The organism is Myxococcus sp. MxC21-1 (assembly GCF_032612255.1).
Lineage (GTDB): Bacteria > Myxococcota > Myxococcia > Myxococcales > Myxococcaceae > Myxococcus > Myxococcus virescens.
Map to the genome: position 1 here is coordinate 2,178,202 of NZ_CP123278.1, position 23,375 is coordinate 2,201,576.

At 70.0% G+C, this 23,375-nt stretch carries 16 protein-coding genes, 5 tRNA genes, 1 other RNA gene and 3 pseudogenes; 10 read left to right on the top strand and 15 right to left on the bottom strand.

Going from position 1 to position 23,375, the window contains the following annotated elements; translation table 11 throughout:
- The first annotated feature begins 81 nt into the window (after nucleotides 1–81).
- The 3 genes and pseudogenes from QEG98_RS10105 (at nucleotide 82) to QEG98_RS10115 (ending at nucleotide 5,433) form a co-directional block, all read left to right on the top strand.
- Entirely contained in the window at nucleotides 82–1,599 is a 1,518-nt protein-coding gene (locus QEG98_RS10105) for a collagen binding domain-containing protein (protein ID WP_316566588.1), read from the top strand.
- Nucleotides 1,596–3,566, top strand: coding sequence for a hypothetical protein (locus QEG98_RS10110; RefSeq protein WP_316566589.1), 1,971 nt, complete (start codon nucleotides 1,596–1,598; stop codon nucleotides 3,564–3,566). The genes QEG98_RS10105 and QEG98_RS10110 overlap by 4 nt, the downstream gene beginning before the upstream one ends.
- Nucleotides 3,567–3,568: 2 nt before the next feature.
- Nucleotides 3,569–5,433 (top strand): annotated as a pseudogene (locus QEG98_RS10115) (protein kinase domain-containing protein).
- Between the two features lie 36 nt (nucleotides 5,434–5,469).
- Here the strand turns inward: QEG98_RS10115 and recR are convergent.
- The 5 genes from recR to dnaX all read right to left on the bottom strand — a co-directional run bounded on the left by recR (nucleotide 5,470) and on the right by dnaX (nucleotide 8,875).
- Nucleotides 5,470–6,063, bottom strand: coding sequence for a recombination mediator RecR (recR, locus tag QEG98_RS10120; RefSeq protein WP_011552029.1), 594 nt, complete (start codon nucleotides 6,061–6,063; stop codon nucleotides 5,470–5,472).
- A gap of 6 nt (nucleotides 6,064–6,069) precedes the next feature.
- Nucleotides 6,070–6,387 carry a YbaB/EbfC family nucleoid-associated protein gene (locus QEG98_RS10125; RefSeq protein WP_011552030.1) on the bottom strand — a complete coding sequence of 106 codons (318 nt, stop codon included), beginning with the start codon at nucleotides 6,385–6,387 and terminating at the stop codon, nucleotides 6,070–6,072.
- Nucleotides 6,388–6,481: 94 nt separating this feature from the next.
- Complete coding sequence (locus tag QEG98_RS10130; protein WP_316566590.1) at nucleotides 6,482–6,910, bottom strand: hypothetical protein; 429 nt, start codon at nucleotides 6,908–6,910, stop codon at nucleotides 6,482–6,484.
- Nucleotides 6,898–7,593 carry a hypothetical protein gene (locus tag QEG98_RS10135; protein ID WP_316566591.1) on the bottom strand — a complete coding sequence of 232 codons (696 nt, stop codon included), beginning with the start codon at nucleotides 7,591–7,593 and terminating at the stop codon, nucleotides 6,898–6,900. The genes QEG98_RS10130 and QEG98_RS10135 overlap by 13 nt, the downstream gene beginning before the upstream one ends.
- A gap of 73 nt (nucleotides 7,594–7,666) precedes the next feature.
- Entirely contained in the window at nucleotides 7,667–8,875 is a 1,209-nt protein-coding gene (gene dnaX, locus QEG98_RS10140) for a DNA polymerase III subunit gamma/tau (RefSeq protein ID WP_090491909.1), read from the bottom strand.
- A gap of 157 nt (nucleotides 8,876–9,032) precedes the next feature.
- Here dnaX and QEG98_RS10145 point away from each other — a divergent pair, with 157 nt between their 5' ends.
- Nucleotides 9,033–10,490, top strand: coding sequence for a glycosyltransferase family 39 protein (locus QEG98_RS10145; protein ID WP_316566592.1), 1,458 nt, complete (start codon nucleotides 9,033–9,035; stop codon nucleotides 10,488–10,490).
- Nucleotides 10,491–10,554: 64 nt separating this feature from the next.
- Here QEG98_RS10145 and ffs read toward each other — a convergent pair.
- The 9 genes from ffs to QEG98_RS10190 all read right to left on the bottom strand — a co-directional run bounded on the left by ffs (nucleotide 10,555) and on the right by QEG98_RS10190 (nucleotide 17,337).
- An RNA gene (gene ffs, locus QEG98_RS10150) (signal recognition particle sRNA small type) lies at nucleotides 10,555–10,647 on the bottom strand.
- Nucleotides 10,648–10,677: 30 nt separating this feature from the next.
- Nucleotides 10,678–10,764 (bottom strand) — tRNA-Ser (locus QEG98_RS10155).
- 12 nt (nucleotides 10,765–10,776) lie between these two features.
- Nucleotides 10,777–10,863: transfer RNA gene (locus tag QEG98_RS10160), tRNA-Ser, on the bottom strand.
- Between the two features lie 5 nt (nucleotides 10,864–10,868).
- A complete protein-coding gene (tadA, locus tag QEG98_RS10165; protein WP_090491911.1) occupies nucleotides 10,869–11,333 on the bottom strand; it encodes a tRNA adenosine(34) deaminase TadA in 465 nt (154 codons plus the stop codon).
- 20 nt (nucleotides 11,334–11,353) lie between these two features.
- Nucleotides 11,354–11,430: transfer RNA gene (locus QEG98_RS10170), tRNA-Arg, on the bottom strand.
- Nucleotides 11,431–11,459: 29 nt separating this feature from the next.
- Nucleotides 11,460–11,549: transfer RNA gene (locus tag QEG98_RS10175), tRNA-Ser, on the bottom strand.
- Nucleotides 11,550–11,593: 44 nt separating this feature from the next.
- Nucleotides 11,594–11,680: transfer RNA gene (locus QEG98_RS10180), tRNA-Ser, on the bottom strand.
- Between the two features lie 93 nt (nucleotides 11,681–11,773).
- The gene (gene serS, locus QEG98_RS10185; RefSeq protein WP_316567860.1) at nucleotides 11,774–13,054 is read right to left on the bottom strand and encodes a serine--tRNA ligase; all 1,281 of its coding nucleotides are present in this window, start codon (nucleotides 13,052–13,054) and stop codon (nucleotides 11,774–11,776) included.
- Between the two features lie 146 nt (nucleotides 13,055–13,200).
- Complete coding sequence (locus QEG98_RS10190; protein WP_316566593.1) at nucleotides 13,201–17,337, bottom strand: tetratricopeptide repeat protein; 4,137 nt, start codon at nucleotides 17,335–17,337, stop codon at nucleotides 13,201–13,203.
- A 171-nt stretch (nucleotides 17,338–17,508) separates the two neighbouring features.
- On the opposite strand from QEG98_RS10190, the gene QEG98_RS10195 reads away from it, so the two are divergent.
- Nucleotides 17,509–17,865, top strand: coding sequence for a hypothetical protein (locus QEG98_RS10195; protein ID WP_316566594.1), 357 nt, complete (start codon nucleotides 17,509–17,511; stop codon nucleotides 17,863–17,865).
- A gap of 137 nt (nucleotides 17,866–18,002) precedes the next feature.
- On the opposite strand, the pseudogene QEG98_RS41810 reads toward QEG98_RS10195, so the two are convergent.
- Nucleotides 18,003–18,059: pseudogene (locus QEG98_RS41810) on the bottom strand (zinc-ribbon domain-containing protein); the annotation flags it as partial.
- Nucleotides 18,060–18,265: 206 nt separating this feature from the next.
- Here QEG98_RS41810 and QEG98_RS10200 point away from each other — a divergent pair.
- From QEG98_RS10200 to QEG98_RS10220, 5 genes and pseudogenes are all read left to right on the top strand, one after another.
- Nucleotides 18,266–19,579, top strand: a complete 1,314-nt coding sequence (locus QEG98_RS10200) for a protoporphyrinogen/coproporphyrinogen oxidase (RefSeq protein ID WP_316566595.1) — start codon at nucleotides 18,266–18,268, stop codon at nucleotides 19,577–19,579.
- A gap of 73 nt (nucleotides 19,580–19,652) precedes the next feature.
- Nucleotides 19,653–20,363 (top strand): glycosyltransferase family 2 protein, encoded by a 711-nt coding sequence (locus QEG98_RS10205; RefSeq protein ID WP_090491915.1) that lies wholly within the window; start codon nucleotides 19,653–19,655, stop codon nucleotides 20,361–20,363.
- A gap of 17 nt (nucleotides 20,364–20,380) precedes the next feature.
- A pseudogene (locus QEG98_RS10210) lies at nucleotides 20,381–21,318 on the top strand (polysaccharide deacetylase family protein).
- Between the two features lie 143 nt (nucleotides 21,319–21,461).
- The gene (locus tag QEG98_RS10215) at nucleotides 21,462–22,316 is read left to right on the top strand and encodes a lysophospholipid acyltransferase family protein (protein WP_316566596.1); all 855 of its coding nucleotides are present in this window, start codon (nucleotides 21,462–21,464) and stop codon (nucleotides 22,314–22,316) included.
- Between the two features lie 35 nt (nucleotides 22,317–22,351).
- Nucleotides 22,352–23,275 (top strand): SDR family oxidoreductase, encoded by a 924-nt coding sequence (locus QEG98_RS10220; protein ID WP_011552040.1) that lies wholly within the window; start codon nucleotides 22,352–22,354, stop codon nucleotides 23,273–23,275.
- The last annotated feature ends 100 nt before the right edge of the window (nucleotides 23,276–23,375 follow it).

Consider the following 23,375-nt stretch of genomic DNA (forward strand, 5'->3'; position numbering starts at 1 on the left):
CGTCCCACGGGGTTGGGGGCCTTCCCGGCTTTCTCTATACTCCGCTGCGTTTTGCCGCCCCCGCTTCTCCCGCGTTGCTTCGTGGCGCGCCTGGCGCTGGTGCTCCTCGTCCTGCTTGCCACGTCCCCCGCCCACGCGGAGGAAGTGGCCGAGCACGCCTCGTCGCGCCTTCGCTACGGGCTGTCCCTCCGTGACGGCCGTCAGGCGGATGTAGGGCCCGGGCTCACCTATGAGGGCTTCACGCCGAACGACGTAGCGGCCGTGGGCACTGCGTGGCTGGGCACGTCCTGGCTGGGCGCGTGGGCCGGGTTGCAGCGGGAGGCCTTCGATTTGCGGGAGGGCGCGCTGCGGATCACCGGTGGCAGCCTGTGGCGAGCCTCGGTGGGCCCCCGGGCGCGCGCCTTCCTGGGCCCGGTGCGCGCGGAGCTGGGCGCGGGCTATGGCTTCTCGCAGCTTCCCCACTTCAGTGACTCGGCCGAGCCCGTGTTCCTCAAGGGCGTGCGGCATGCGGCGGTGGTGGGCGGCCTGGTGCGCTTTCCGCTGATGCTGGGGCTGCAGTTGGAGGCGCGCGGTGAGCTGCCCGTCTCTCTGTCGGTGCGCGACGCCACGGGCGCCCGGGCGGAGGCGACGGGGTTCTCCGCCGGTGGCGCGCTGCTGGTGCCGCTGCGGCGAGCGGAGCGCTGGACGGGCACGCTGGTGCTGGACTTCCAGCACGTGCAGGACACGGTGACGCTGGAGGATGGGACGCAGTCCCGGCAGCGGCTGCGGCGGATGGGCGCGGCGCTGGAGCTGGCGTGGCATGGCGGTGTCCGGACGACGCGGCAGGTGCCCGTGCCGGTGGTGGAGCCCGGGAGCGTGCGGTTTCACGTGCTCGACGCACGGACGGGCGCGCCGCTGCCCGGAGCGCGGGTCATGGTGGAGGGCGAGGCGCACGTGGCGGACGCGCAGGGCCTCGTCGAAGTGGCGTCCCTGTCGCCCGGGCCGGTGTCCGCGCAGGTGACGGCGGAGGGATACGCGTCCGCGGAGGCGACGGCCACGGTGGAGGAGGGCATGCGCGCGGAGCTGGAGGTCCGAGCCGCGCCACTGCCGCCACAGACGGGGGCGCTGCGGGTGACGGTGGTGGATTCGCGGACGGGCGCGCCGCTGCCGGACATTCGCGTGTCGGTGGGCACGGCCCAGGGGCGCACGGACCTGACAGGGCAGGTGGTGGTGAGGGACCTGGCTCCGGGGCCCGTGGCAGTCGCGGTGGCGTCTTCCGGCTTCCGGTCCGCGGATGAAGCCGCGGTGGTCATCGCCGGGCAGGAGTCCACGCTGTCGGTGCCACTGGCGCCAGAGAAGAAGGGGACGCGGGCCACGCTGGTGGGACAGGTCCGCAGTGTGCGAGGGGGCAAGCCCTTGGCGGCGACCCTCCTCATCACGAAGGCCCGGGTGCGCGCGCGCACGGATGCGAAGGGGGCTTTCAATGTCCAGGTGCGGGGTGGCACCTACCGCATCACCATCTCCGCGCGAGGGCATCTGTCCCAGACGAAGGTCATCACCCTGCGCGAGGGGGAGCGGACCATCCTCAATGTCGACCTCTTCCCGAGGGGGAAACGGTGAGTGCCCCGTGTCGTTGGTTCCTGGTCCTGCTGCTCCTCGTCGCGGGGTGTGATGATGACGCCGTGGCGCCGCCTCCCGGGCCCTCGGCGGTGGTCGACGCGGGCGCTGGCGAAGTGCTGGGCCGCCTGGAGGGCTTGAGCGGCGATGTGCGCCTGGAGCGAGGTGGTAAGCGGGCGCCCGCCGAAGAGGGGCCCTTGTACGGGGGCGACGCGGTGGAGACGGCCGCGGGTGGCGCGGCCACGGTGCGTTTCCCGGATGGCCGTTCCGTGGAGGTGGGGCCGGACGCGCGCTTCGCGCTGGGCTCGGACTCGGGAGGCATCGTGCTTCAGGTGGAGCGCGGCATCCTGTTGTCGCGCGTGCCCGCTGGTGCGACGCGCACGGGCCCGGGCTCGAAGGTGGCGCTGACCATCCGCACGCCCTTCGGCCTCACGCGCGTGGGGGCGGATGAGCCCAGCGAGGTGCGCGTGCAGGTGGCCGAGGACGCGGGCCGCGTCGAGGTGCGGCTGGGCGCCATCGAGTTCGTGGGCCGCGATGGCAAGACGCTGCGCGCGTCCGAAGGCGACGCGGTGGAGGCGACGTCCGGCCGGACGGAGTTGGTGGCCCGCGGGGCGCGTGTCCTGGAGCTGGCGCCGATTCCGGTGACGGTACGGCTGGCGTCGGGGCGCGCGGAGGTGCGGGCCAAGGGGGCGTCGGACTGGCGTCCCGTGGCGAAGCAGGGCGAGGTGCTATCGCCGGGAGGCAGCGTGCGCACCCGGCGCGGAGGCTCCGCGGTGCTGGCGCTGGAGGGCTCGGCCACGGTGGCGTCACTGGGCTCGGACGCGGAGCTGGTGCTGACATCCGCGGAGCAGGGCGGCGCCACGGACGAGGCGCGCTTCGACTTGTTGCGGGGCTGGCTGAACCTGCAGCTCGCGCGAGGGCGTACCAGCCGGCTGGTGCTGCCGGGGCTGCAGGTGGAGGGCGGCGGTGAAGCGCGGCTGGCGGTGCGCCGCACGGCCGCGGGCTATCTGGTGGATGCCCTCACCGGACAGGTGACGCTGGTTCGCGGAGCCGCCCGGCAGGCGCTGCGCGCGGGTGAGCGCGCCACGGTGGAGGCGTCCTCCGCGCAGGCGCCACGCGTCGAGCCGCTCGCGCCCGCGCCGCTGGCCCTGGGCGTCGTCGACGGCGCGGAGGTGTTCCATCCAGGGCTGCAGGAGGTGGCCATCACCTGGGAAGGGGAGGGCGAGGCCACGGTGGAGGTCGCGGAGGACGCGGCCTTCACGCGGCCGGTGCTGTCAGGCACGGTGTACCGCCCCTTCATCAACGTGCCCGCGCCGGTGCGCGGCATGCTCCACTGGCGGGTGCGCCGCAAGGATGGGACGCAGGTGTCGGGAAGCGCGTCGTTCGCGCCGGAGCGCGCGGTGCGCTCGCTGGCGCGGGTGCGCAACGTGGTGCCCGAGGGGCCGGAGAAGACGACCATCTTCTACCAGGACAAGCCCCCGGCGGTGACCTTCACCTACGCCTCGGAGACCTCCGCGGCGCGCTACCGTGTGGCGGTGTACCGCGCGGGGGCATTGGATACGCCGGTGGCTGAACGCACCGTGACGGAGGCTCGCGCCGCGCTGGACGCCGGTGCGTTGAGCGAGGGCAACTACCTCTGGTCCGTCACGCCGCTTTCCGCCACGGGTGCACAGCTCAAGGGGGGACGGATGAACAAGCTGGAACTGGTCTACGACAACTCGGTGCCGGTCCTCATGGTGTCCACACCGCGCAACGGGCAGGCCGCGGGCGCGAAGGTGCGCGCGGCCGGTGTCGCACCTGTGGACGCCCGCCTGTCCATCAATGGACGCCCGGTGGCGCTGGATGGCAAACACCGGTTCAACACCTGGGTGGAGCCGGTGGGCTCGCCGCCCGTATTGGTGTTTAAGATGACGCGTCCTGGTGCCCCGGCGGTCCATACGGTGCGCACTCTGAAACAGCGAGGGCCGTGAGGATGTCCCCCCCCCAGACGACCCTGCCTGTGACGGAAGCGGGCCTCGTGCCCCTGCTCCAGCCTTATGGCCCGTACGTGCTCGTGCGAAAGCTGGCCGAAGGCGGCATGGCGGAAATCTTCCTCGCCAAGCTGCTGGGCGCGGACGGCTTCGAGCGCAACGTCGTCATCAAGCGGATGCTGCCGCACCTGACGAACAACCCTGACTTCGTGGAGATGTTCCGGGACGAGGCGCGGCTGGCGGCGAAGCTGGCCCATCCGAACATCGTGCAGATTCAGGAGCTGGGCTTCGCGGAGGGCTGTTACTACATCTGCATGGAGTACCTCGCGGGCGAGGACTTCTCCACGACGCTGCGGCTGGCCGGACGCAAGCGCCACTACGTGCCGCTCCCCGTCGTGCTCCGTGTCCTCATCGACGCGGCGCGCGGGCTGCACTTCGCGCACGAGTTCACCAACGAGGCCGGGCAGCCGCTGAACGTCGTCCACCGCGACATCTCTCCGTCGAACCTGTACCTGACGTACCAGGGGCAGGTGAAGGTGCTGGACTTCGGCATCGCCAAGGCCGAGTCGCGGCTCGTCAACACGCGCACAGGCGTGGTGAAGGGCAAGTACATGTACATGGCGCCGGAGCAGGCGCGCGGCAAGGAGGTGGACCGCCGCGCGGACATCTTCGCGCTGGGCGTGAGCCTGTATGAGGCGCTCACCCATGTGCGGCCCTTCTCCCGGGAGAACGACCTGGCGGTGCTCAACGCGCTGCTGCAGGGCGAGCTCAAGCCGCCGCGCGAGCTGCGGCCGGACTTGCCCGAGGAACTGGAGGCCATCCTCCTGAAGGCCATGGCCTTCAAGCCGGAGGACCGCTATCCCACCGCGGAGGCGTTCGCGGACGCGCTGGAGACGTTCCTCTCGGAGCATCTCAGCGGCTCCGGCGCGATGCCGCTCGGGGCCTTCTTGAAGGGGCACTTTGGTGAGGAGCGCTTCACCGAGCGCTCACGCATTCCCACGCTGGCCACGCTCACCGCGACGTACGGCGGTGCCGCGGCGGGGGCGCAAGGGCAGGCGCCGGGTGCGGAGGCACACGGGACGAACCTGTATGGCGTGCTGGCTCGGGAGGGGATGCCACGTCCGCCCAGCGCCCCGGCATGTCCATGCGGCCTTCCTCGCCAGGCGTGCCTGCCCACGGCGCGGCGTCGCGTGGGCCGACGTCGACGGAGCCCGCCACCACGGCCGGAGGCCGACGCTGGCGTACGCTGGCGGTGGGATTGGCGGGCGGCCTGATGCTGGCGGCGGCGGGCATCGTTGGATATCGGCAGTGGATGACGACGCCCGCTTCGGTGTCGCTGGTGCCGGCCACGGCGCCCGTCGTGGAGGCCGTGGCACCCGTGGGTGCCGCCGCTGAGGCCGGTTCTCTGACGGACGCCGTGGCCAATGGGACGGGTGGTGACGTGGCCGCGACGGATTTGGCGCCGCCACCCGTGGATGCCGCTGGCTCGACGGAGACGGACGAAGCCGAGCCGGAGGCGGATGAAGAAGGGGCGGACGCGGCGCCTGTGCGGTCGAAGAAGGCCCCGTCGCAGAAGCGGGTGACGCTGGGCATCGACGACGTGCAGCGTGTCGTCTCGCGTGGACGGGCGCGCATCACCACATGCTTCGAGCGCTACAAGGCGGACCTGCCTTCGAGCCAGGGCGAGGTGCAGGTGCAGCTCACCATCGTCTCGTCGGGCAAGGTGCGGGCGGGGACGCGGGGACCGCTGGCTTCGTCGGGCGTGGGCCGCTGCCTGGAGGCCCAGGCGGAGCGGCTTCGCTTCCCGCCTCACCGGGACCAGGAGGTCACGGTGGTGATGCCTTTCTCGTGGCGGGTGACGCAGTAGCGGCGCGAGGAGTCTCGCGCCGCCACCGCGAGTGGCCTAGAGGTCGCGGCGGGCGGAGAGTGCCTTGGCGAGCGTGGCCTGGTCGGCGAACTCCAGGTCGCCGCCCATGGGCAGGCCCTGGGCGATGCGGGTGACACGCAGGCCCATGGGCTTGAGCAGGCGGGTCAGGTAGAGCGCGGTGGCTTCGCCCTCGACGTCCGGGTTGGTGGCGAGGATGAGTTCCTCCACCCGGCTGTCGTTGAGGCGCTCCAGCAGCTCGCGGATGCGGAGCTGGTCGGGGCCCACGCCCTCCAGGGGAGACAGCACGCCGTGCAGGACGTGGTAGCGGCCCTTGAACTCACGGGTGCGCTCCAGCGCCATCAGGTCTGCGAACGTCTCCACGACGCACAGCACGCGCTCGTCGCGCCGAGCGTCCCGGCAGAAGTTGCAGGTCTCCGCGTCGGTGAGGGAGAAGCAGCGCACGCACAGGTGCACCTTCTCCTTCACCTCGCGAATGGCCTGCGACAGCTCCGCGGCATACTCACCCGGCGCCCGCAGGATGTGGAACGCGAGGCGCTGCGCGGTCTTCTCGCCGATGCCCGGCAGCTTCGCGAGCTGGGCGACGAGTCGATTCAGCGGATCGGGGGTCATCCGGTATCAGGTAATGCCGGGGATCTTGACGCCGCCGGAGATTTTCGCGAGCTCGCGCTGCATGTGCTGACGGCTGCTCGCCAGGGCGGCGTTCACCGCGGCGGTGATGAGGTCCTCGAGCATCGACGTGTCGTTGGGGTCGATGGCTTCCTTGTCGATCTTGATGCTGCGGATCTCCTGGATGCCGTTGGCGACGACGGTGACCCGGCCGTCACCGGCCTTGGCCTCCACGCTCTCTTCCGCCAGCTGCTGCTTCCGCTCTTCAATCTTCTCCGTCAGCTTGTTCGCCTGCCGGATGAAGTAGTTCAGGTCGACGCCAGGCATATGCTTCCTCGGTGCTCATGGGAGCGGGCGCCACGGACATGGCCCCGCCCCGGCGTGGAATGGGGCGCCACCCTACCGTTGCGCGAGGCGGTTGTCAGGCGCTGTCGTCGGAGGTGTCGTCCGCTGGCACGGCCCCGGGGCGCTCGGGCTCGTAGACCTGGATGTGTTCGATTTCGCCTCCCAGGAACTTGAGCACCGCCCGGACGGCGGGGTGGCTGCGGACCTTGCTGTCCGTGTTCTTCTCGTGGGCGGCGCGCGTCTGTGCGTCCTGGTCGGCCAGGCTGGGGCCCAGCCGGGGGTCGTCCGGAGACGCATCCTGGATGGTGAGCTTCACCTGGCGGCCGAAGTGCTCGGCCAGGGCCTTGTCCACGGCGGCCTTGCCCGCGGTGGAGTTGACGGCCATGCGGTGGAAGCCGGCCACGGGCAGGAAGCCGAGGACGATTTCGCCGTTCTTCATGGACATCAAGCGCCCGTTGGAGAGCGCTGCGCCCTGCCGGGGATGGGAGGCCTTCACCGTCTCCACGGCGGCCCGCCAACGCTCGATGAGGGGCAGGTTGGGGTTGTCCCGGGAGCGGGTGACAGGGGCCGACGGGGGCGGCTCTGGCTCTGGCTCGGGCTCGTGGTGGATGACGGGCTCGGGCGCTGGCGGGGAGGCGGCGGCGCGGCGGCGACTTCGGGGAGGCACTCGCCGGAGGCACAGCCTTCAGGGGAGTTCTCTTCAGGGTAGTAGCGCGCGTCCTCTTCCTCCGCGTAGGGCGGAGGTTCCGGCGGCGCGATGGGCTCGGGCCGGCGGATGTTGGTGACGCGGACCGTTGGCGCGGGCTCGGTGGTGCGCGACAGCGGCGTGGCGCCCGCGGGAGGCACGGAGGGCGGGGGCGTTGGGGCCGTGGGCGCCTGGGCCGAGCCGCCGTTGCGGAGGAATGAGAGCGGGCGCGCGGCGGAAGGTGACAGTCCCTCCATCACCGGGCCGGAGGGGACCATCTGCGTGGCCTGGTAGCCCTGAGGGGACGGGGTGGCGCCGCCGCCGTTGCTGAGGAACGACAGGGGGCGGCTCGCTGCCGGTGACAGGCCGTCCATGTGGGGCCCGGGCGGCGGCGGTTCGGCCGGACGCATGGCGCCAGGAGGCGCAAAACGAGGCGGCTCGTCCTGGCGCACGGCCGCCATCGGCGCTGGCGGCTCGCTGGCGCGCACGGGCGCCTGCGCCACGGGCGCACCCCTCGCTTCCCACGGACGTGGGGCGGGGGCAGCCGCCTGCATCACGGAAGCGTCGTGTCGTGTCTCAGGCGCGAAAGTTCGTGGGACTGGAGCGACCTCCCGGCGCTCCAGCGTTCGACTTCGCGGAACCTTCACCCATCCCCGCCGCGAGCTTGTCCACGCGGGCAAGCAGCTCGGGAATCGAACCACCCGGCGACAACTGGATGGCCTTGAGCAGCGCCATCTCCAGGGCCAGCCGAGGCTGGGCCGCACGCGACACGTCCCAGATGCAGCCGTGCACCACGTCGAACAAGCGCGTGAGCTGCGCGGCCTCCGCGTCCTGAGCCAGCGCCATCAGCGCCTTCTGCTCGGACTCGGCCAGCTCGTCGGGCGCCTTGCCCAGCGTCTTGGTGACGAAGAGATGCCGCAGCTGGAAGGCCAGCTCCTCGGCCAGGCGCTTCAAGTCCAGGCCGCGGTTGAAGACTTCCTCCACCCGCTCCAACACCCGCTTCGCGTCCTTGTGGACGAGCGCATCGGCGAAGTCCTGCACCAACGTCCGGTCGATGGCGCCCAGCGCGTCGGCCACTTCCTCGTCGGAGGGGTTGGCGCCGCACGAGGCGAGCACCTGGTCCAGGAGACTCAGCGCATCGCGCATGCCGCCTTCGGACTGGCGCACGACCAGCGACAGCGAGCGGTCGGAGATACCAGCGCCCTCCGCCTTGCAGATTTCCTGGAGACGCTGAAGCATCCGCGCCGCCGGAATCCGCCGGAAGTTGTGGCGCTGGCACCGCGACAGGATGGTGTCCGGGAGCTTGTGCGCCTCGGTGGTCGCGAAGATGAACTTCACGTGCCCGGGCGGCTCCTCCAGCGTCTTGAGCAGCGCGTTGAACGCCGCTCCCGACAGCATGTGGACCTCGTCGATGATGTAGATTTTGTGCCGGTCCCGCTGGGGCAGGTACTTCGCGTTCTCGCGAATCTCGCGGACGTTCTCGACGCCGTTGTTGGAGGCACCGTCGATTTCCGCGACGTCCACGCTGGTGCCGGCGGCAATCTCCGTGCAGGCACGGCACTCGCCACAGGGCTGGGCGGTGGGGCCCTTCTCACAGTTGAGCGCCTTGGCGAGCAGTCGCGCGGCCGTCGTCTTGCCCACGCCACGAGGTCCACAGAACAGGTACGCGTGCGCGACCCGGTCCATCTTGATGGCGTTCGCGACCGTCCGGACGACGTGCTCCTGTCCGGTCATGTCGTCGAACTTCTGTGGGCGCCATTTGCGGGCGAGAACGAGGTAGCTCATGGGGGGCGTCATCTAAACACGGCGGCGTGAATGATCCATGTCGTTGCCCTCCCACGAGGTGGGATTCCACTCCCCGTCGGGCTCGGACCCTGGGCGGGCAGACGAACGCTTCACACCTTGCGTCCGGGAACGCGGGCGGAAAGAGTCGGCCGCGCCCGTGTCCGCCCCCCTCCCTGCCACGCCCGCTGATTCCATCCCGACACCCGAGCCCATCTCCCAAGCGCCCGGGGCCACGTCTCAAGAGGCGCCGGTCCGGAACTGGATGCGCTGGGTGCTAGGGGCAGTGGCGCTGCTGCCTGGCCTCATCGCGGTGGTGCAGTTGGGCCGCATCCACCCGGATGAGGTGTACCAGTCGCTGGAGCCCGCCTGGTGGCGCGTCCACGGCTACGGTGTCCTGGCCTGGGAGTGGCGTGAGGGCCTCCGCAACTGGGCCGTGCCCGGCGTTCTGGCGGGCTTCCTCAAGCTGGCGGACCTGCTGGGCATCACCCACCCGAGGGCCTACCGCGTCGTGGTGGCCATTCCGCAGGTGGCCTTGCACGCCTGGAGTCTCTGGGCCGCGTACCGCTTCGCCCAGCGCCGAGCCGGGGCCGCGGGTGGCCTGCTGTCGACGTTGCTCGTGGGGCTCTATGGGCCCCTGCTCGTCTTCGCGGGGCGCACCATGGCCGAGTCGATTTCCGCCTCGCTGCTCATCGTCGCCGTGGAGGCGCTGGACCGGAGAGAGCGGCTCGCAAGGGCAGGGCTCGTGGGCGGCATGGCCCTGGGGCTGGCGGTGGTGGCCCGTTACCCGTCGGCCGTCTTCGTCCTGGCGGCGCTGGTGTGGCTGGCGGCAGCGAGGCGGTGGCGACTGCTCGCCTTCACGTGCGCTGGAGGATTGGGCGTGGCAGTGGCGCTCGGCGCGCTGGACTGGGCGACGTGGGGCTCGCCGTTCCATTCCTTCTTCGCCTATGCGCGCTTCAACGTCTTTTCGGGCAAGGCCGCGGCTCAGTTCGGAGCCGACGCACCCAGCTTCTACGTGAAGCCGCTGCTCACCGCCGTGCCGCTCTGGGCCTGGGCCGCCGTGCCCGTGGGAATCGCCGCGCTTCGCCAGCACCGCGCCCTGTCCCTGCCGCTGTGGTGCGCCGCCGTGTACACCGGCGTGCTCCTGGCCACCGCGCACAAGGAGGAGCGCTTCCTCTATCCCGGCCTGGTGTTGGGCGTGCTGGCCGCGGCGCCACCCGTAGCGGCGGGCCTCGTCCAGCTTGCTCGGCCAACGGGGCGGTGGGGCCTGGCCGGACTCGCGCTGGTCGCAAGCATGAGCGCAGCCGTCTTCTTTCCACCCGGGGACCTGCGGGCAGACCAGTTCCGCGCGATTGTCGCCGCCACCCGGGGCAATGCGCGGGGGCTGCTCATCGTCAATGAGGGACTGTGGGGCTCGGGCGGCTACTTCTACCTGGGGAAGCGGATTCCCTGGCTCACCTGTGACTGGCCCCACGACGGCGCGTTCCAACGCGCGCTGCGGGACAGGACGTTCAACCGCGCTGTCACCTTCGAGGACCGCGCGCTCGCCGAGCTCCAGGCCGGCGGCTTCCAAATCGTCCGGAAGGTGGGCCGCGAGACGATTCTCTCCCGCGAGTAGAGGAGGGGAGCGGCCAGCCCGCAAAGGCGAAGAGCCGGTGCCCTTGACAGGACACCGGCTCTTCAAAAGGACGGCCGGGACACACGCGGAAGTACGCTACCGTTGCTTCCTTCCGGACCTGGCGGGGTTCACGCCCCCACGTTGTCCCGACCATAAAGAATGTAACCACGTACTGCAGAAACAACAACGGAGAGGGTGGGATTCGAACCCACGATACCCTTTCAGATATACACGCGTTCCAGGCGTGCGCCTTCAACCGCTCGGCCACCTCTCCAAAAATCTGGAGCGGAGAGCGTAGGATTCGAACCTACGATACCGTTGCCGGTATGCCTGATTTCGAGTCAGGTGCCTTCGACCACTCGGCCAGCTCTCCAGTATTCAATTGTCACGTTTCTTCGCACGCAAGCGCCCGAAAAACGTCTTCAAAAGCAGGCGGCTCTCGTCCGCCAGGATACCACTCGTGACTTGGAGCCGGTGATTGTGTCGAGGCTCTTCGACCAAGTTGTACAGCGAACCCACCGCACCGGCTTTCGGATCGAAGGCACCGAAAACGAGTCGTGTCACGCGAGACTGCACCAGACCTCCGGCGCACATGGCACATGGCTCAAGTGTCACATACAGGGTGACGCCTGAGAGCCGCCAGGCACCGATCTTCCGGGCTGCGGCATCCATTGCCAACATCTCTGCGTGAGCGAGCGGATTGCGGTCCACTTCGCGGCGATTGAATCCAGTGCCAACGACTTCACCGTTGAACACCGCCACCGCACCTACGGGGACCTCTCCGAGCTCCGCTGCTTCCCGCGCGAGCGATAGCGCCTGCTGCATGAAAGCTTCGTCACTCATGGAGAACTGCTCGAAAGAAGTGGCGCTCCCTGGAGGATTCGAACCTCCGGCCTTCGGATTCGTAGTCCGACGCTCTATCCAGCTGAGCTAAGGGAGCATTTCTTCCGGCGCTGCTACAACAACAAGTGGCGGAGAGAGAGGGATTCGAACCCTCGATACCCTTTCGAGTATGCAGGTTTAGCAAACCTGTGCCTTCAGCCTCTCGGCCATCTCTCCAACTCTTCTCTGTCAAAGAGCCAACAAATTCAAGAACAAAAACTCGGAGGCGGTAGGATTCGAACCTACGGAGAGCTTGCACCCTCTGCGGTTTTCAAGACCGCTGCCTTCAACCGCTCGGCCACGCCTCCATACCACCGGGGCCGACTTGGCACCCCGCGGACCGACGTCCGTGGGGCCGCCCTTCTACCTGATTCTTCGCGCGTTGCAAGCCGGATTCAGACTCAAATCGGTTTCAGTTCCTTCAAGCCGCCCATGTACGGCACCAACGCCTCCGGAATGGCCACGCTTCCGTCCTCGCGCTGGTAGTTCTCCAGGATGGCGATGGTCGTCCGGCCTACCGCCAGGCCGCTGCCGTTGAGCGTGTGGGCGAGCTGGGGCTTGTCCCCCCTCTGGGCCCGGTAGCGAATCTTCGCCCGGCGGGCCTGGAAGTCGCCGCAGTCAGAGCAGGACGAAATCTCCCGGTAGCTGTTCTGTCCGGGGAGCCAGACCTCGATGTCGTACGTCTTCCGGGCGCTGAAGCCCATGTCTCCGGTGCACAGGAGCATGACGCGGTGGTGGAGGCCCAGGCGGCGGAGGATGTCGCAGGCGTCGTCCGTCATGGCCTCGAGTTCGTCCAGGCTCTTCTCCTGCTGGGCGAACTTCACCAGCTCCACCTTGTGGAACTGGTGCTGACGGATGAGGCCGCGGGTGTCCTTGCCGGCGGCGCCCGCCTCGGCCCGGAAGCTGGGGCTGAAGGCGCAGTAGCGGATGGGCAGGGACTCGCCCTCGAGGATTTCGTCCGCGTGGTAGTTGGTGACGGGCACTTCCGCGGTGGGGATGAGGAAGCGCTCCGGCTCGCCCAGCGTCTTGAAGGCGTCGTCCTCGAACTTGGGGAGCTGACCGGTGCCCATCATCGTCTCGCGCAGCACCAGGTAGGGCGGGAGCAGCTCCGTGTAGCCCTTGCTGGTGTGCACGTCGATCATGAAGGTGACGAGCGCCCGCTCCAGCCGGGCCAGCGCGCCCTTGTAGAAGGTGAAGCGGCTGCCAGACACCTTGGCGGCGCGCTCGAAGTCGAGCATGCCCAGCTTCTCACCCAGCTCGAAGTGCTGCTTGGGGGCGAAGAGCAGGTCGGGCTTCTGCCCCCAGATGCTCACCTGGACGTTGTCCTCGGCGCCGCCGCCCTCGGGGACGGACTCATGGGGCACGTTGGGGATGAGCAGGAGGATGCGGTTGAGCTCCTCCTCCACGTCCTTGAGGCGCGCTTCCTTCTCCTTGATTTCCTGGGAGACGGCGCGGAGGTCACCGCGGAGGGCGTCGAGCGCCTTGGGGTCCTCCTTCGCCTTGCGCTTCATCTCCTCGTTGGCGGCGTTGCGACGCGCGGCCAGCGACTCCACGGAGACATACAGCTCGCGGCGCTCGGCGAAGAGCCGCTGGAAGGGGCCCAAATCCAGGTTGCCGCCCCGCGTCTTGAGCCGGGCGACCACCGCATCGAAGTTCTGCGCAACGTTCCGGAGGTCCAGCATGGAGCACGCCTTGTAGTCACCCCCGGTGAGGCCAGCAAGGTTCCTCACGTCTGGGGTGCTCAAGGCCGGACGCCGCACCCCCCTCCGCCCTGACTCGGTGGGGGAGGGGAGGCGCCGGGCGCGGAGACGTCCGGCGGACGACGACCTCAGTTCTGCAGGTCGTAGATTTCGTCCTCGATGTCCTTCTTGTCGGTCGCGTCCGGCTTGCGGGACAGGTAGTCCTTGAAGGCCTGCACGGCCTCCCGGCGCTTGTTGCGCTCCTTATAGGCGAAGCCCAGGTAGTAGTAGGCCATGGGGTTCTCCGAATCGAGGCTGGTGGCCTTGCGGTACCAGTCGATGGCCTTGGCGTGCTGGGCCTGCTCGGTGAAGGCGCGGGCCACCTTGTAATAGACGTAGGTGAGCGTGGGGTCCGCCTTCAGGGCTGACTGGTACCGCTTGATGGCGTCGTTCCAGCGCGCGGCGGCGAAGTACGCATCACCCATGGAGCCCAGCACCCGCGTGCGGCGGGGGTCGGCCTTGAGGCTGGCCTCGAACGAGGTGATGGCCTCGTCGAACTGGCTGCCCTCCAGCAGCGCATGGCCGAGCGCTTCGTGGGCGTCCGCGTGGGCGCCCTCCAGCTCCACCGTCTTGCGCCACGCGCTCATGGCGTCCGGCAGGTTCTTCGCGTCCCGCAGGATGACGCCGTAGGCGTAGTGGTAGTCGGGGCGGTTGGGGGCCCGCTCCACGGCCTTGCGCATGTTGTCCAGCGCCTGGGTGAACTCCAGCCGCTTCGCCTTCACCAGCGCCAGGTAATAGAGCGCCTCGTGGTTGGAGGGCTCGTTGCTCAGCGCGAGGCCCAGGTTGCTCTCCGCGCCCGGCAAATCGCCCCGCTCCAGCAGCACGGCGCCCAGCGTAATCGGGATGGTGGTGGAGCGCGGGTCCTCCGTCTTGGCCTTCTCCAGCTCCGCCACGGCCTCTTCCAACTGCCCCAGGCGCCACAGCACGAGCCCGCGCTGCAGCCGACCGTCCTTCAGCAGGTGCGGGTCCAGCTCCAGGGCGCGGTTGGCCTCCACCTTCGCCGTCTCCAGGTCGTCCGTCAGCAGGGCGACGCGGGACAGGCCCAGGTGGGCGTCCGCCAGGATGGGGTCGAGCTTCACGGAGCGCTCGAATTCCTGCTGGGCCAGCAGCGTGTTGTTCTCCGCCAGGGCCAGCTCGCCGAGGCCCGCGCGCACGCCGGCGTTCTCCGGTGCCTTCTTCGCCGCCTCCTCGAGCTGAGGCCGCGCCTCCGCGTTGCGGCGCTGGGCCAGGTAGAAGCGGCCCAGGTAGAGGCGGGCCTCCACCAGGTTGTCGTCCGCGGCGATGGCGCGCTTGTAGTGGCCCTCCGCGTCGGAGAGGTTGTCGAGCGCGTCCTCGATGCGTCCGTAGAGGTAGGCGATGCGCGCCTCGTTGGGGAACACGCCGTTGGCCTTCTTCACGGCCTCCAGCGCGTCCTGCATCTTCCCGGTCATCACCAGCGCGGTGATGTGGCCGTCCGCGAACTCCAGGTTGTTGGGCTCCTCGGTCGCCAGCGCCTTGTAGATGGGCAGGGCGCCCTCGAAGTTGCGCTGGGCGCGCAGCACCCGCGCCAGCTGCCCCCGGAGGAAGGTGGACTTCGCGTCCATTTCCAGGGCGGCCTTGAGCTCGGCCTCGGCCTCCTTCGGCTGGTGCTTCTGGAACATCGCCACGCCCTTGAGGCCGCGGGCGCGCGCCAGCTCCGCGGGGCCCAGCGCGGACTGGACGTCCTCGGCCAGCGCCCGCTCAACGGCCTCCGTGCCCTTCGCCACGTCCTTGCGGACCAGCAGCTCCACCGCGGCCAGCTCCACCGCGGAGGCCACGTGCTTCGGGTCCGCTTCCAGGGCCGCGGCATAGGCGGCGGCGGCTTCGTCGGCGCGGTCGGCGGCCTGGTGCAGGTTGCCCACGGCGTGGTGGGCCTTGGCGGACTTCGGGTTCTTCGCCAGGACCTTGTTCAGCGTGTCCAGGGCGCGCTTCTCGTCGCGCTTCTGCGAGTAGGCCTCGGCCAGCAGGAAGGCCAGCTCCAGGTCGCCCTGGGTGTCCTCGCGGCCGTAGGCGCCGCTCAGGGTGGGGATGACCGAGTCCGCCTGCCGGGAGGTGAGCGCGATCGCCGCGGACGCCTTGATGACGTCCACGTCCTTCTCTCCCAGGAACTCGATGTCCGCCAGGTCCTGACGGCAGCGGCTCAGCTCGTTCGGATTGCCCGCGGCGTAGCGGCGCTGGAGGTAGTAGACGGACTGGCACCACAGCGAGCGCACCTCCGGGTACTCCTTCTGCGCGAGCACCTTGGCGCTGAGCTCGCGGGCCTGCTTGTAGCTGGCGAAGGTGTCCGTGAGCAGCGCCTGCTTCGCGTCCGCCACCTGCTTCGCCTCGGCAGAGCCGTCGGAGATGCGGGGGGGGAAGAGGGCGCGGCGGCCGAAGGCGCCGTAGCGCGTGCCGAACTCCGTGCCCGCGCCGATGCCCGCCACCACCACGGCGACGCCCGCGGCAATCATCAGCGGGACGCGCTTCTTCCACTTCTCCGTGTTGCCGCTGCGGTCCACCACGGACACCGCGGCCATGCGGCCTTCATAGAGCTGCTCCAGCCGCTTCATGTTGGCCTGCGGGCTGGCGCCGTCCACGCGGGGAGCGTCGACGACGGCCGCAGCGGGCGCCGCGGTGGGCGTCACCAGCTTGGCGGGGCCTTCCATGAGCCGCTGGATGGCGGCGGCGAAGGTGGGCACCGTGCCGATGGCGGACCAGGTCTCCGAGTCCAGCGACACATCCTCGTTCCCGAGGAGCTGCCCGTCCTCGAGCATCTTGACGATGACGCCCTCGTCGAACGGGCCGAACACCTTGCCCGAGCGCCGGCGGACGTGGAAACGGCGCACCTTGGCGCCCGCCTGGGCGCCGCCGTCCTTGCCCGCGGCGTCGTCGATGAAGGACAGCATCTCCAGGCCGTCTGCGGGGCCCGCGTTGGGCGGCGGTGGCAGTGGGTCGGAGAGGTCCGCTTCCAGGTCGTCATCCGGCCGGGCGGTGGGGTCGAACTCGAGCGAGTCCGGGATGCCGGGCGAGGAAGGTGCGCCGAAGTCCACGTCACCGAAGTCCACGGCGGGGTTGACGGCGACGGCTGGCGCGGGGGCCGGGGGCTCCGAGAAGTCGATGGCGAACGGGTCCGCACCCGGCGCTGGCGCGGAGCCGAAATCGGCGGCGAACGGATCCGCCGCGGGGGCGGGGGCCGGTGGGGCGCTGAAGTCGACGGCGAACGGGTCCGCACCGGGCGCGGGCGGCTCGTTGAAGTCGAACGACAGGTCCGGTGCGGCGGGGGCCGGCAGGTCCGCGAACTCCAGGGCCTGGGGCGCGGCGGGCGCGGGCAGGTCGGAGAAGTCCGCTCCCGGGGGCGGCAGCGCGAACGGATCGGCGTTCGCGGGGACGGGCAGTTCGGCGAAGTCGAAGGACGGCGCTCCCGCGGCGGGCGGAGGCATCGCGTAGGGCGAGGCCTCGGGCGCGGACGGCATCGCGTACGCGTCCGGCGCGAAGGCGTCCGTCTGGGGCGCCATGTCCGGCGGCGGCAGGGCGAACGGGTCGTCCACCGGGGCGGCCGGCTGTGCGTAGGCATCAGGGGGCGGCAGGGCGAAGGGGTCTTCCTGGGGCGGCTGGGCCTGGGCGGGCTCGCCCATGTCGAAGGCGAACGCGTCCTCGGAGGGCGGAGCCTCGACGGGAACGGGCAGGGCGTCCTCGGCGAAATCGAAGTCCCTGGCGGTGCCCGCGGGCGCATTCACCCCGTAGCCCTGTGCGGTGTCCTCGACGGGGGCTTCGACGGTTTCGAAGTCGAAGTCGCGCGCCGTTCCCGCGGGTTCATTCACGCCGTAGCCCGACGCCGGAGCGGAGGGTGGCTCGCGGTAGGCGTCGCTCGGCAGCGGAATGGAGACGACGCGCGTCACCTCGCGGGTGTCCCGGGCCGGCTCGCCAAAGTCGTCGCCGAACGCGTCCATGCCGGACGGGCCATCTGCCTGCGGCATGGCCGCGGCGGCCTCCGCGGGCGAGCTCATGTCGAAGGCGAAGGCGTCCTCCTCGGGCGCGGCGTCCGGGAGGGGCATGGCGGCCTGGGCGGGCTCGCTCATGTCGAAGCCGAACGGGTCGGCTTCGGGAGCGCTTCCCGGTAGCGGGACGCTGGCGGCCTGTGCGGGCTCGCCCATGTCGAAGGCGAACGGGTCTGCTTCCGGGACGCCTCCCGGCAACGGGATGGCGGCGGCCTGTGCGGGCTCGCCCATGTCGAAGGCGAACGGGTCGGCCTCCGGGGCGCCTCCCGGCAAGGGAATGGCGGCGGGCTGAGGCGCGGCCGCGCCGGGCAGGGGAATGGCGGCGGGCTGAGGCGCGGCGCTGAACGCCTCGGGGGCGCCCGGCAGCGGAATGGCTCCCGCGGGCGCGGCGCCGGCAACGGAATGGCGGCGGCGTGGGCCGGCGCGGCACCCGGCAGCGGGATGGCGCCCGTGGACGCGGGAGCGCCGGGGAGCGGAATCGCGGCGGCGTGGGCCGGCGCGGCGCCCGGCAGCGGGATGGCGCCCGTGGACGCGGGAGCGCCGGGGAGCGGAATCGCGGCGGCGTGGGCCGGCGCGGCGCCCGGCAGCGGGATGGCGCCCGTGGACGCGGGGGCGCCAGGGAGCGGAATGGCTGCGGGCTGCGTGGTCGCGGCGCCGGGCAACGGAATGGCAGCGGACGGCGCGGACGCGGCGCCCGGGAGCGGAATGGCGGCGGCTTGCGCGGACGCGGCGCCGGGCAGCGGGATGGCGGCGGCCTGAGTCGCGGCGGACGCGGCACCCGGCAGCGGAATGGCGGGCTCGGCGGGAGCAGGCGCCGCGGGCGCGCTCACTGCATCGAGCTTGATGGGGAAGGTGGTCTGGCACCGGGCGCACTTGAGCTTCGCGCCGCCCGGCGGGATCCGCTTGTCATCGATGTTGTAGTTCGTCTGGCAAGACGGGCAGGAGACTTTCATGGGATTCCGAGCTCGCGAGAGGGGGACCGAGCGCCTTCGCGGTGCGCGCAGGCTACCAGAGGCGTTTCCAGCCCGGAAAGAACGCGCACGAGTAGGTTGAAGCGCACCCTCCTGGGCAAGCGGGCGAGGGCCCCTGCCTTCCACCGGTCAGCACGCCACGTTCGATTCGCCGCTCCCGGAGTGGAAGGTGGTAGACCCGCCCCTCAATGGAACCCATTGTCATCCTGGGCGCGGGCCTCGCGGGCCTCTCCACCGCCCACTTCCTGAACAAGCCCTGGCGCCTCATCGAGAAGTCCGACCGTGTCGGCGGCCTCATCAAGACCGAGGTCATCCAGGGGTGTTATTTTGACCCCACCGGTCACTGGCTCCACCTGCGCGACCCGGAAATCCAGGCCCTGGTGAACACGCTGTGGCTGCCGGAGCAGATGGTCCGCATCCAGCGCAAGGCCGGCATCTTCACGCGCGGGGTGTTCACCCGCTTCCCGTACCAGGTGAACACCCACGGTCTGCCGCCGGAGGTGGTGGCGGAGAACCTCACCGGCTACGTGGAGGCCGTCTACGGTGAGAAGGGCCGCGAGCTGCGCGAGCGCGAGCCGCGCAACTTCGAGGAGTTCATCCTCCGCTACATGGGCGAGGGCTTCGCGAAGAACTTCATGGTGCCCTACAACCAGAAGCTATGGACGGTGCACCCGCGTGAGCTGTCCGCCGCCTGGGTGGGCCGCTTCGTGCCCCGTCCCAACCTCAAGGAAGTGGTGGACGGCGCGCTGGGCGCTGGCAGCGACGCGGTGGGCTACAACGCGTCGTTCCTGTACCCGCGTGAGGGCGGCATCGAGAGCCTCGCCCGCGCCATGCTGAGCCACCTGAAGGGCGGCCAGCTCAGCACCCACACCGAGCCCACCGCCATTGACTGGAAGGCCCGGAAGGTGACGCTGTCCGACGGGAGCGTGCAGCCCTATGCGGGGCTGGTGTCCAGCATCTCCCTGCCCGGGTTGGTGAAGCTGCTCGCCAAGGGCGAGGCCGGCGTGCCCGACACGGTGCAGGACGCGGCGAAGCAGCTGCGCGCCACCACCGTCACCTACGTGGCCGTGGGCGCCAAGGGGGCCAACCGCCAGCCCTGGCATTGGATCTACCTGCCGGAGCCGGAGTTCCACACGTACCGCATCGGCTCGCCCTCCGCGGTGTACGCGCCGCTGGCGCCGCCGGACACGTCCACCTTCTACGTGGAGTACAGCCACCACGGCGAGCTGTCCCTGGCCTCAGCGGAGAAGTACGCGGTGGAGGACCTGGTGCGCTCGCAGATGATTCACGCCGCGGACGACGTGCTTTTCGCCCAGGCGCGCGAGATTCCCCACGCCTACGTGCTCTATGACGACGCCTACGGGCCGGCGAAGTCGGAGATTCTGCGCTTCCTGGAGCATGCCGGAATCCAGATTGCCGGCCGCTATGGGCAGTGGGAGTACTCCTCCATGGAAGACGCCATCCTCGCCGGGCGCGCGTGCGCGAGGATACTCAACGGTTGACATCCCCTTCGCCCACCCGTCGCATTGTGTCGACGGGTGGCTTGGGGCGTGTTAGCCATCCCTGTTCGAGTTCATGGCCCCGCACCTCACCGTCGTCATCCCTGTCTACAACGAGGAGTCCATCATCGCCTCGGCGGCGGAGGAGTTGCGCCAGGGGCTGGACGCGCGCGGGCTCGACTACGAAATCATCTTCGCGGAGAACGGCTCGCGCGACGCCACGCCGGCCATCCTCGAAGGGCTGTGTGCGAACAACCCGCGCCTGCGCTGGTTCCACTCGGAGACGCCCAACTACGGCGTGGCGCTCAAGGCCGGCATCCTCAAGGCCCGGGGCACCTACGTCATCTGTGATGAAATCGACCTGTGCGACCTGACCTTCTACGACGCGGCGCTGCCGCGGCTGGAGCGGGGCGAGGCGGACATGGTGGTGGGCTCCAAGGCGGCCAAGGGCGCCAGTGACCAGCGCCCGCTGATTCGCCGCGCGGCCACGCGGGTGCACAACAAGCTGCTGAAGGTGGCGCTGGGCTTCCAGGGCACGGACACGCACGGCCTGAAGGCGTTCCGCCGCGAGGCGCTGCTGCCCGTCATCCAGAAGTGCGTGGTGGACATGGACGTGTTCGCCAGCGAGTTCGTCATCCGCGCGTGGCGCGAGGGCCTGCGGGTGATGGAGATTCCCATCCAGCTCCACGAGAAGCGCCAGCCCTCCATCCACCTGTTCAAGCGCGTGCCCAACGTGCTCAAGAACGTGGGCAAGCTGTTCTACGTCATCCGCGTCCGCGGGACCTGAGCCGGGGAGGGCGCACCGTGCGGCTGGCGTCCATCTCCGTCGACCTCGACTCGCTGCCCCACTACTGCCGCATCCACGGCCTGCCGGAGTCGTTGCTGGACGCCCGCGCCCGCTCGCTGGTGCACGCGGTGGCGGTGCCTCGCTTCCGGGAGCTGCTGGACGGGCTGGGCATCCCGGGGACCTTCTTCGTCATCGGTGAGGACCTGGAGTCCGACCCGGTCGCCGTGGCGGGCATGCGCGCGTCCCACGAGGCGGGCATCGAGGTGGCCAGCCACAGCCACGCCCATGACTACGCGCTGACACGCCGGGGGCCCGAGGCCATCCACGCGGACCTGGCGCGCGCGGACGCCGCCATCCTCGCGGCCACGGGTGTGCGGCCGGAGGGTTCCGCGCGCCGGGCTACACGCTGAACGCGGACCTGTACGCGGCCACCGCGGCGCTGGGCTACCGCTATGGCTCCTCGGCGTTCCCCGCCGTGCCGTATTACTCCGCGAAGGCGGCGGTGATGGGGGCCCTGTCGGTGCTGGGGCGTCCGTCCCGCTCCGTGCTGGACTCGCCCCGCGTGTTGCTGGCGCCTCGGGTGCCGTACCGGCCCGACCCGGCGCAGCCCTACCGGCGGGGCTCGGGCCCGGTGCTGGAGCTGCCCATGACGGTGACGCCCGCGCTGCGCTTCCCCCTCATCGGCACCTTCGCCACCACGCTGCCCCGCGCGTCCCTGCACGCGCTGTGGCGCACGTGCCGGCGGGACACCTTCTTCAACTTCGAGCTGCACGGCGTGGACGTGCTGGACGCGTCGGACGGGATTCCTCCGGAGCTGGTGCGGCAGCAGCGGGATTTGCGCGTCAGCGCCACCCAGAAGATGGCGCGCCTGCGCGAGGTCTTCGGCTGGCTGAAGTCGGAGCGTGAGGTCCTCACGCTGCGCGACGTCGCCGGGCGGCTGTCGGCCTCGGTGTAAGGCATTCCCACGAGGGGCACCTGTCCGCCAGCGTACGTCCCCGCCGTGCCTGGGTGTCCGCGGGGCACGCTTGCTCCGCCAGGGCGAGGGCTTCCGCCGACGGACCCTCCCGGCGGCGGGGCCGGTGGTGTAAAGAGCCCCCCATGCTGGAGAACGTCACCGACCGAGTGAAGAAGGGCCTGCGCGAGTGGACGGACCGGCTGGCCAACACCGAACAGAAGCAGCGGCTCCATGGCCTGTCGCGCCCGGGCAACGAGTACGGGGTGGACCCGTTCGGCTTCGATTTGGACTACAGCCTGTCCGCGGTGGCCCCGCTCCTGTGGCTCTACCGGAACTACTTCCGCGTGGAGACATTTGGCATCGAGAACGTGCCCGCCGGCCGGGTGCTGCTGGTGTCCAACCACTCCGGCCAGCTGCCCATGGACGGCGCCATGATTGGCGTGGCGATGATGCTGGAGGCCAGCCCGCCCCGCGTCATCCGCAGCATGGTGGAGAAGTGGGTGTCGTCGCTCCCGTACGTGTCCACCTTCATGGCCCGCGTGGGGCAGATTGTTGGCACGCCGGAGAACTGCCGGCGGCTGCTGGAGTCGGAGGAGGCCATCCTCGTCTTCCCCGAGGGCACGCGCGGCATCAACAAGCTGTGGCCCCAGCGTTACCAGCTCCAGGAGTTCGGCCTGGGCTTCATGCGCCTGGCGCTGGAGACGAATACGCCCATCGTCCCCGTGGCCGTCATTGGCGCGGAGGAGCAGGCCCCGGCGCTGATGGACCTGAAGCCGGTGGCGAAGCTGTTGGGCTTCCCGTCCTTTCCCATCACCCCCACGGGCCTGCCCATTCCCCTGCCCACGAAGTACCGCATCTACTTCGGGGAGCCGCTGCACTTCTCCGGGCGCCCGGACGACGAGGACAGTGAGCTGGACAAGAAGGTCCGCACCGTGAAGGCGTCCATCCAATCCATGCTCCACCAGGGCCTCAAGGAGCGTCAGGGCGTGTTCTGGTGAGCGCCCGGCGCGGCGGTGCTAAAGAGGGGAGTTCCATGAAACCGGCCGTCGTCGTCACGGGCATCAGCGGCAACCTCGGCCGCACCCTCGCGAAGCTGCTGCACAAGCACGAGCGCATCATCGGCATCGACCGGCGGCCCTTCGCGGGACGGCCGAAGGACGTCGAGATGTACGAGCTCGACCTCCGCAAGAAGAAGGCGGAGGACGTCTTCCGGAAGAACGAAATCCGCGCCGTCATCCACATGGGCATCATGCATGACCCCCGGATGAGCGAGGAGGAGCACCACTCCTTCAACGTCGTGGGCACCACGCGCCTGTTGGAGTACTGCGCGAAGTACGGCGTGAAGAAGGTCGTCGTCCTGTCCTCGGCCAACGTCTACGGGCCCAGCCCGGACAACTCCAACTTCCTCACGGAAGACGCGCCGCTCATGGCCGCCAGCCGCTTCTCCGGCGTGCGGGACCTCATCGAAGTGGACATGCTGGCGCACAGCTTCTTCTGGAAGCACCCGCACATCGAGACGGTCATCCTCCGGCCCGTCCACATCGTCGGGCCCACCATCAAGAACGCGCCGTCCAACTACCTGCGCATGCGCCGGCCCTGGATGATGGCGGGCTTCGACCCCATGGTGCAGCTCATCCATGTGGAGGACGTCGCGCGCGCCATGGTGGAGGCGCTCCGCCCCGAGCCCAAGGGCGTCTACAACGTCGTGGGCCCCGGCGAGGTGCCCCTGTCCGCGGTGATGCGCGAGCTGGGCAATACCCCCATCCCCGTGCCGCACCCCGTGGCCCGCCCGCTGCTGGGCATGCTCTTCAAGTACCGGCTGGCCAACTTCCCGCCGCCGGAGTTGGACCACATCCAGTTCCTCTGCGCGGTGGACGGCAGCCGCTGGGTGAAGGACGTGGCCTGGAAGCCGCGCCACTCCATGCGCGACACCATCCGCTCCGTCCAGGGCGACTAGCTGCTGGAAAGTCCGAGGCCCCCTGACACTGTTGTCAGGCCCGGCGCGACGTCCGGCCGGGGGCCCCTGACAGACATGTCAGAGGCCTACCTCGGGGGCA

Coding starts and splice junctions, on each gene's coding strand:
- QEG98_RS10195 (WP_316566594.1), top strand. CDS start 17,509: ATGGCGGCGGCGTGGGCCGGCGCGGCACCCGGCAGCGGGATGGCGCCC.
- QEG98_RS10190 (WP_316566593.1), bottom strand. CDS start 17,337: ATGGGCGAGCCCGCACAGGCCGCCGCCATCCCGTTGCCGGGAGGCGTC.
- QEG98_RS10205 (WP_090491915.1), top strand. CDS start 19,653: ATGGCCCCGCACCTCACCGTCGTCATCCCTGTCTACAACGAGGAGTCC.
- recR (WP_011552029.1), bottom strand. CDS start 6,063: ATGACCCCCGATCCGCTGAATCGACTCGTCGCCCAGCTCGCGAAGCTG.
- QEG98_RS10220 (WP_011552040.1), top strand. CDS start 22,352: ATGAAACCGGCCGTCGTCGTCACGGGCATCAGCGGCAACCTCGGCCGC.
- serS (WP_316567860.1), bottom strand. CDS start 13,054: ATGCTGGACCTCCGGAACGTTGCGCAGAACTTCGATGCGGTGGTCGCC.
- dnaX (WP_090491909.1), bottom strand. CDS start 8,875: ATGAGCTACCTCGTTCTCGCCCGCAAATGGCGCCCACAGAAGTTCGAC.
- QEG98_RS10200 (WP_316566595.1), top strand. CDS start 18,266: ATGGAACCCATTGTCATCCTGGGCGCGGGCCTCGCGGGCCTCTCCACC.
- tadA (WP_090491911.1), bottom strand. CDS start 11,333: ATGAGTGACGAAGCTTTCATGCAGCAGGCGCTATCGCTCGCGCGGGAA.
- QEG98_RS10215 (WP_316566596.1), top strand. CDS start 21,462: ATGCTGGAGAACGTCACCGACCGAGTGAAGAAGGGCCTGCGCGAGTGG.
- QEG98_RS10125 (WP_011552030.1), bottom strand. CDS start 6,387: ATGCCTGGCGTCGACCTGAACTACTTCATCCGGCAGGCGAACAAGCTG.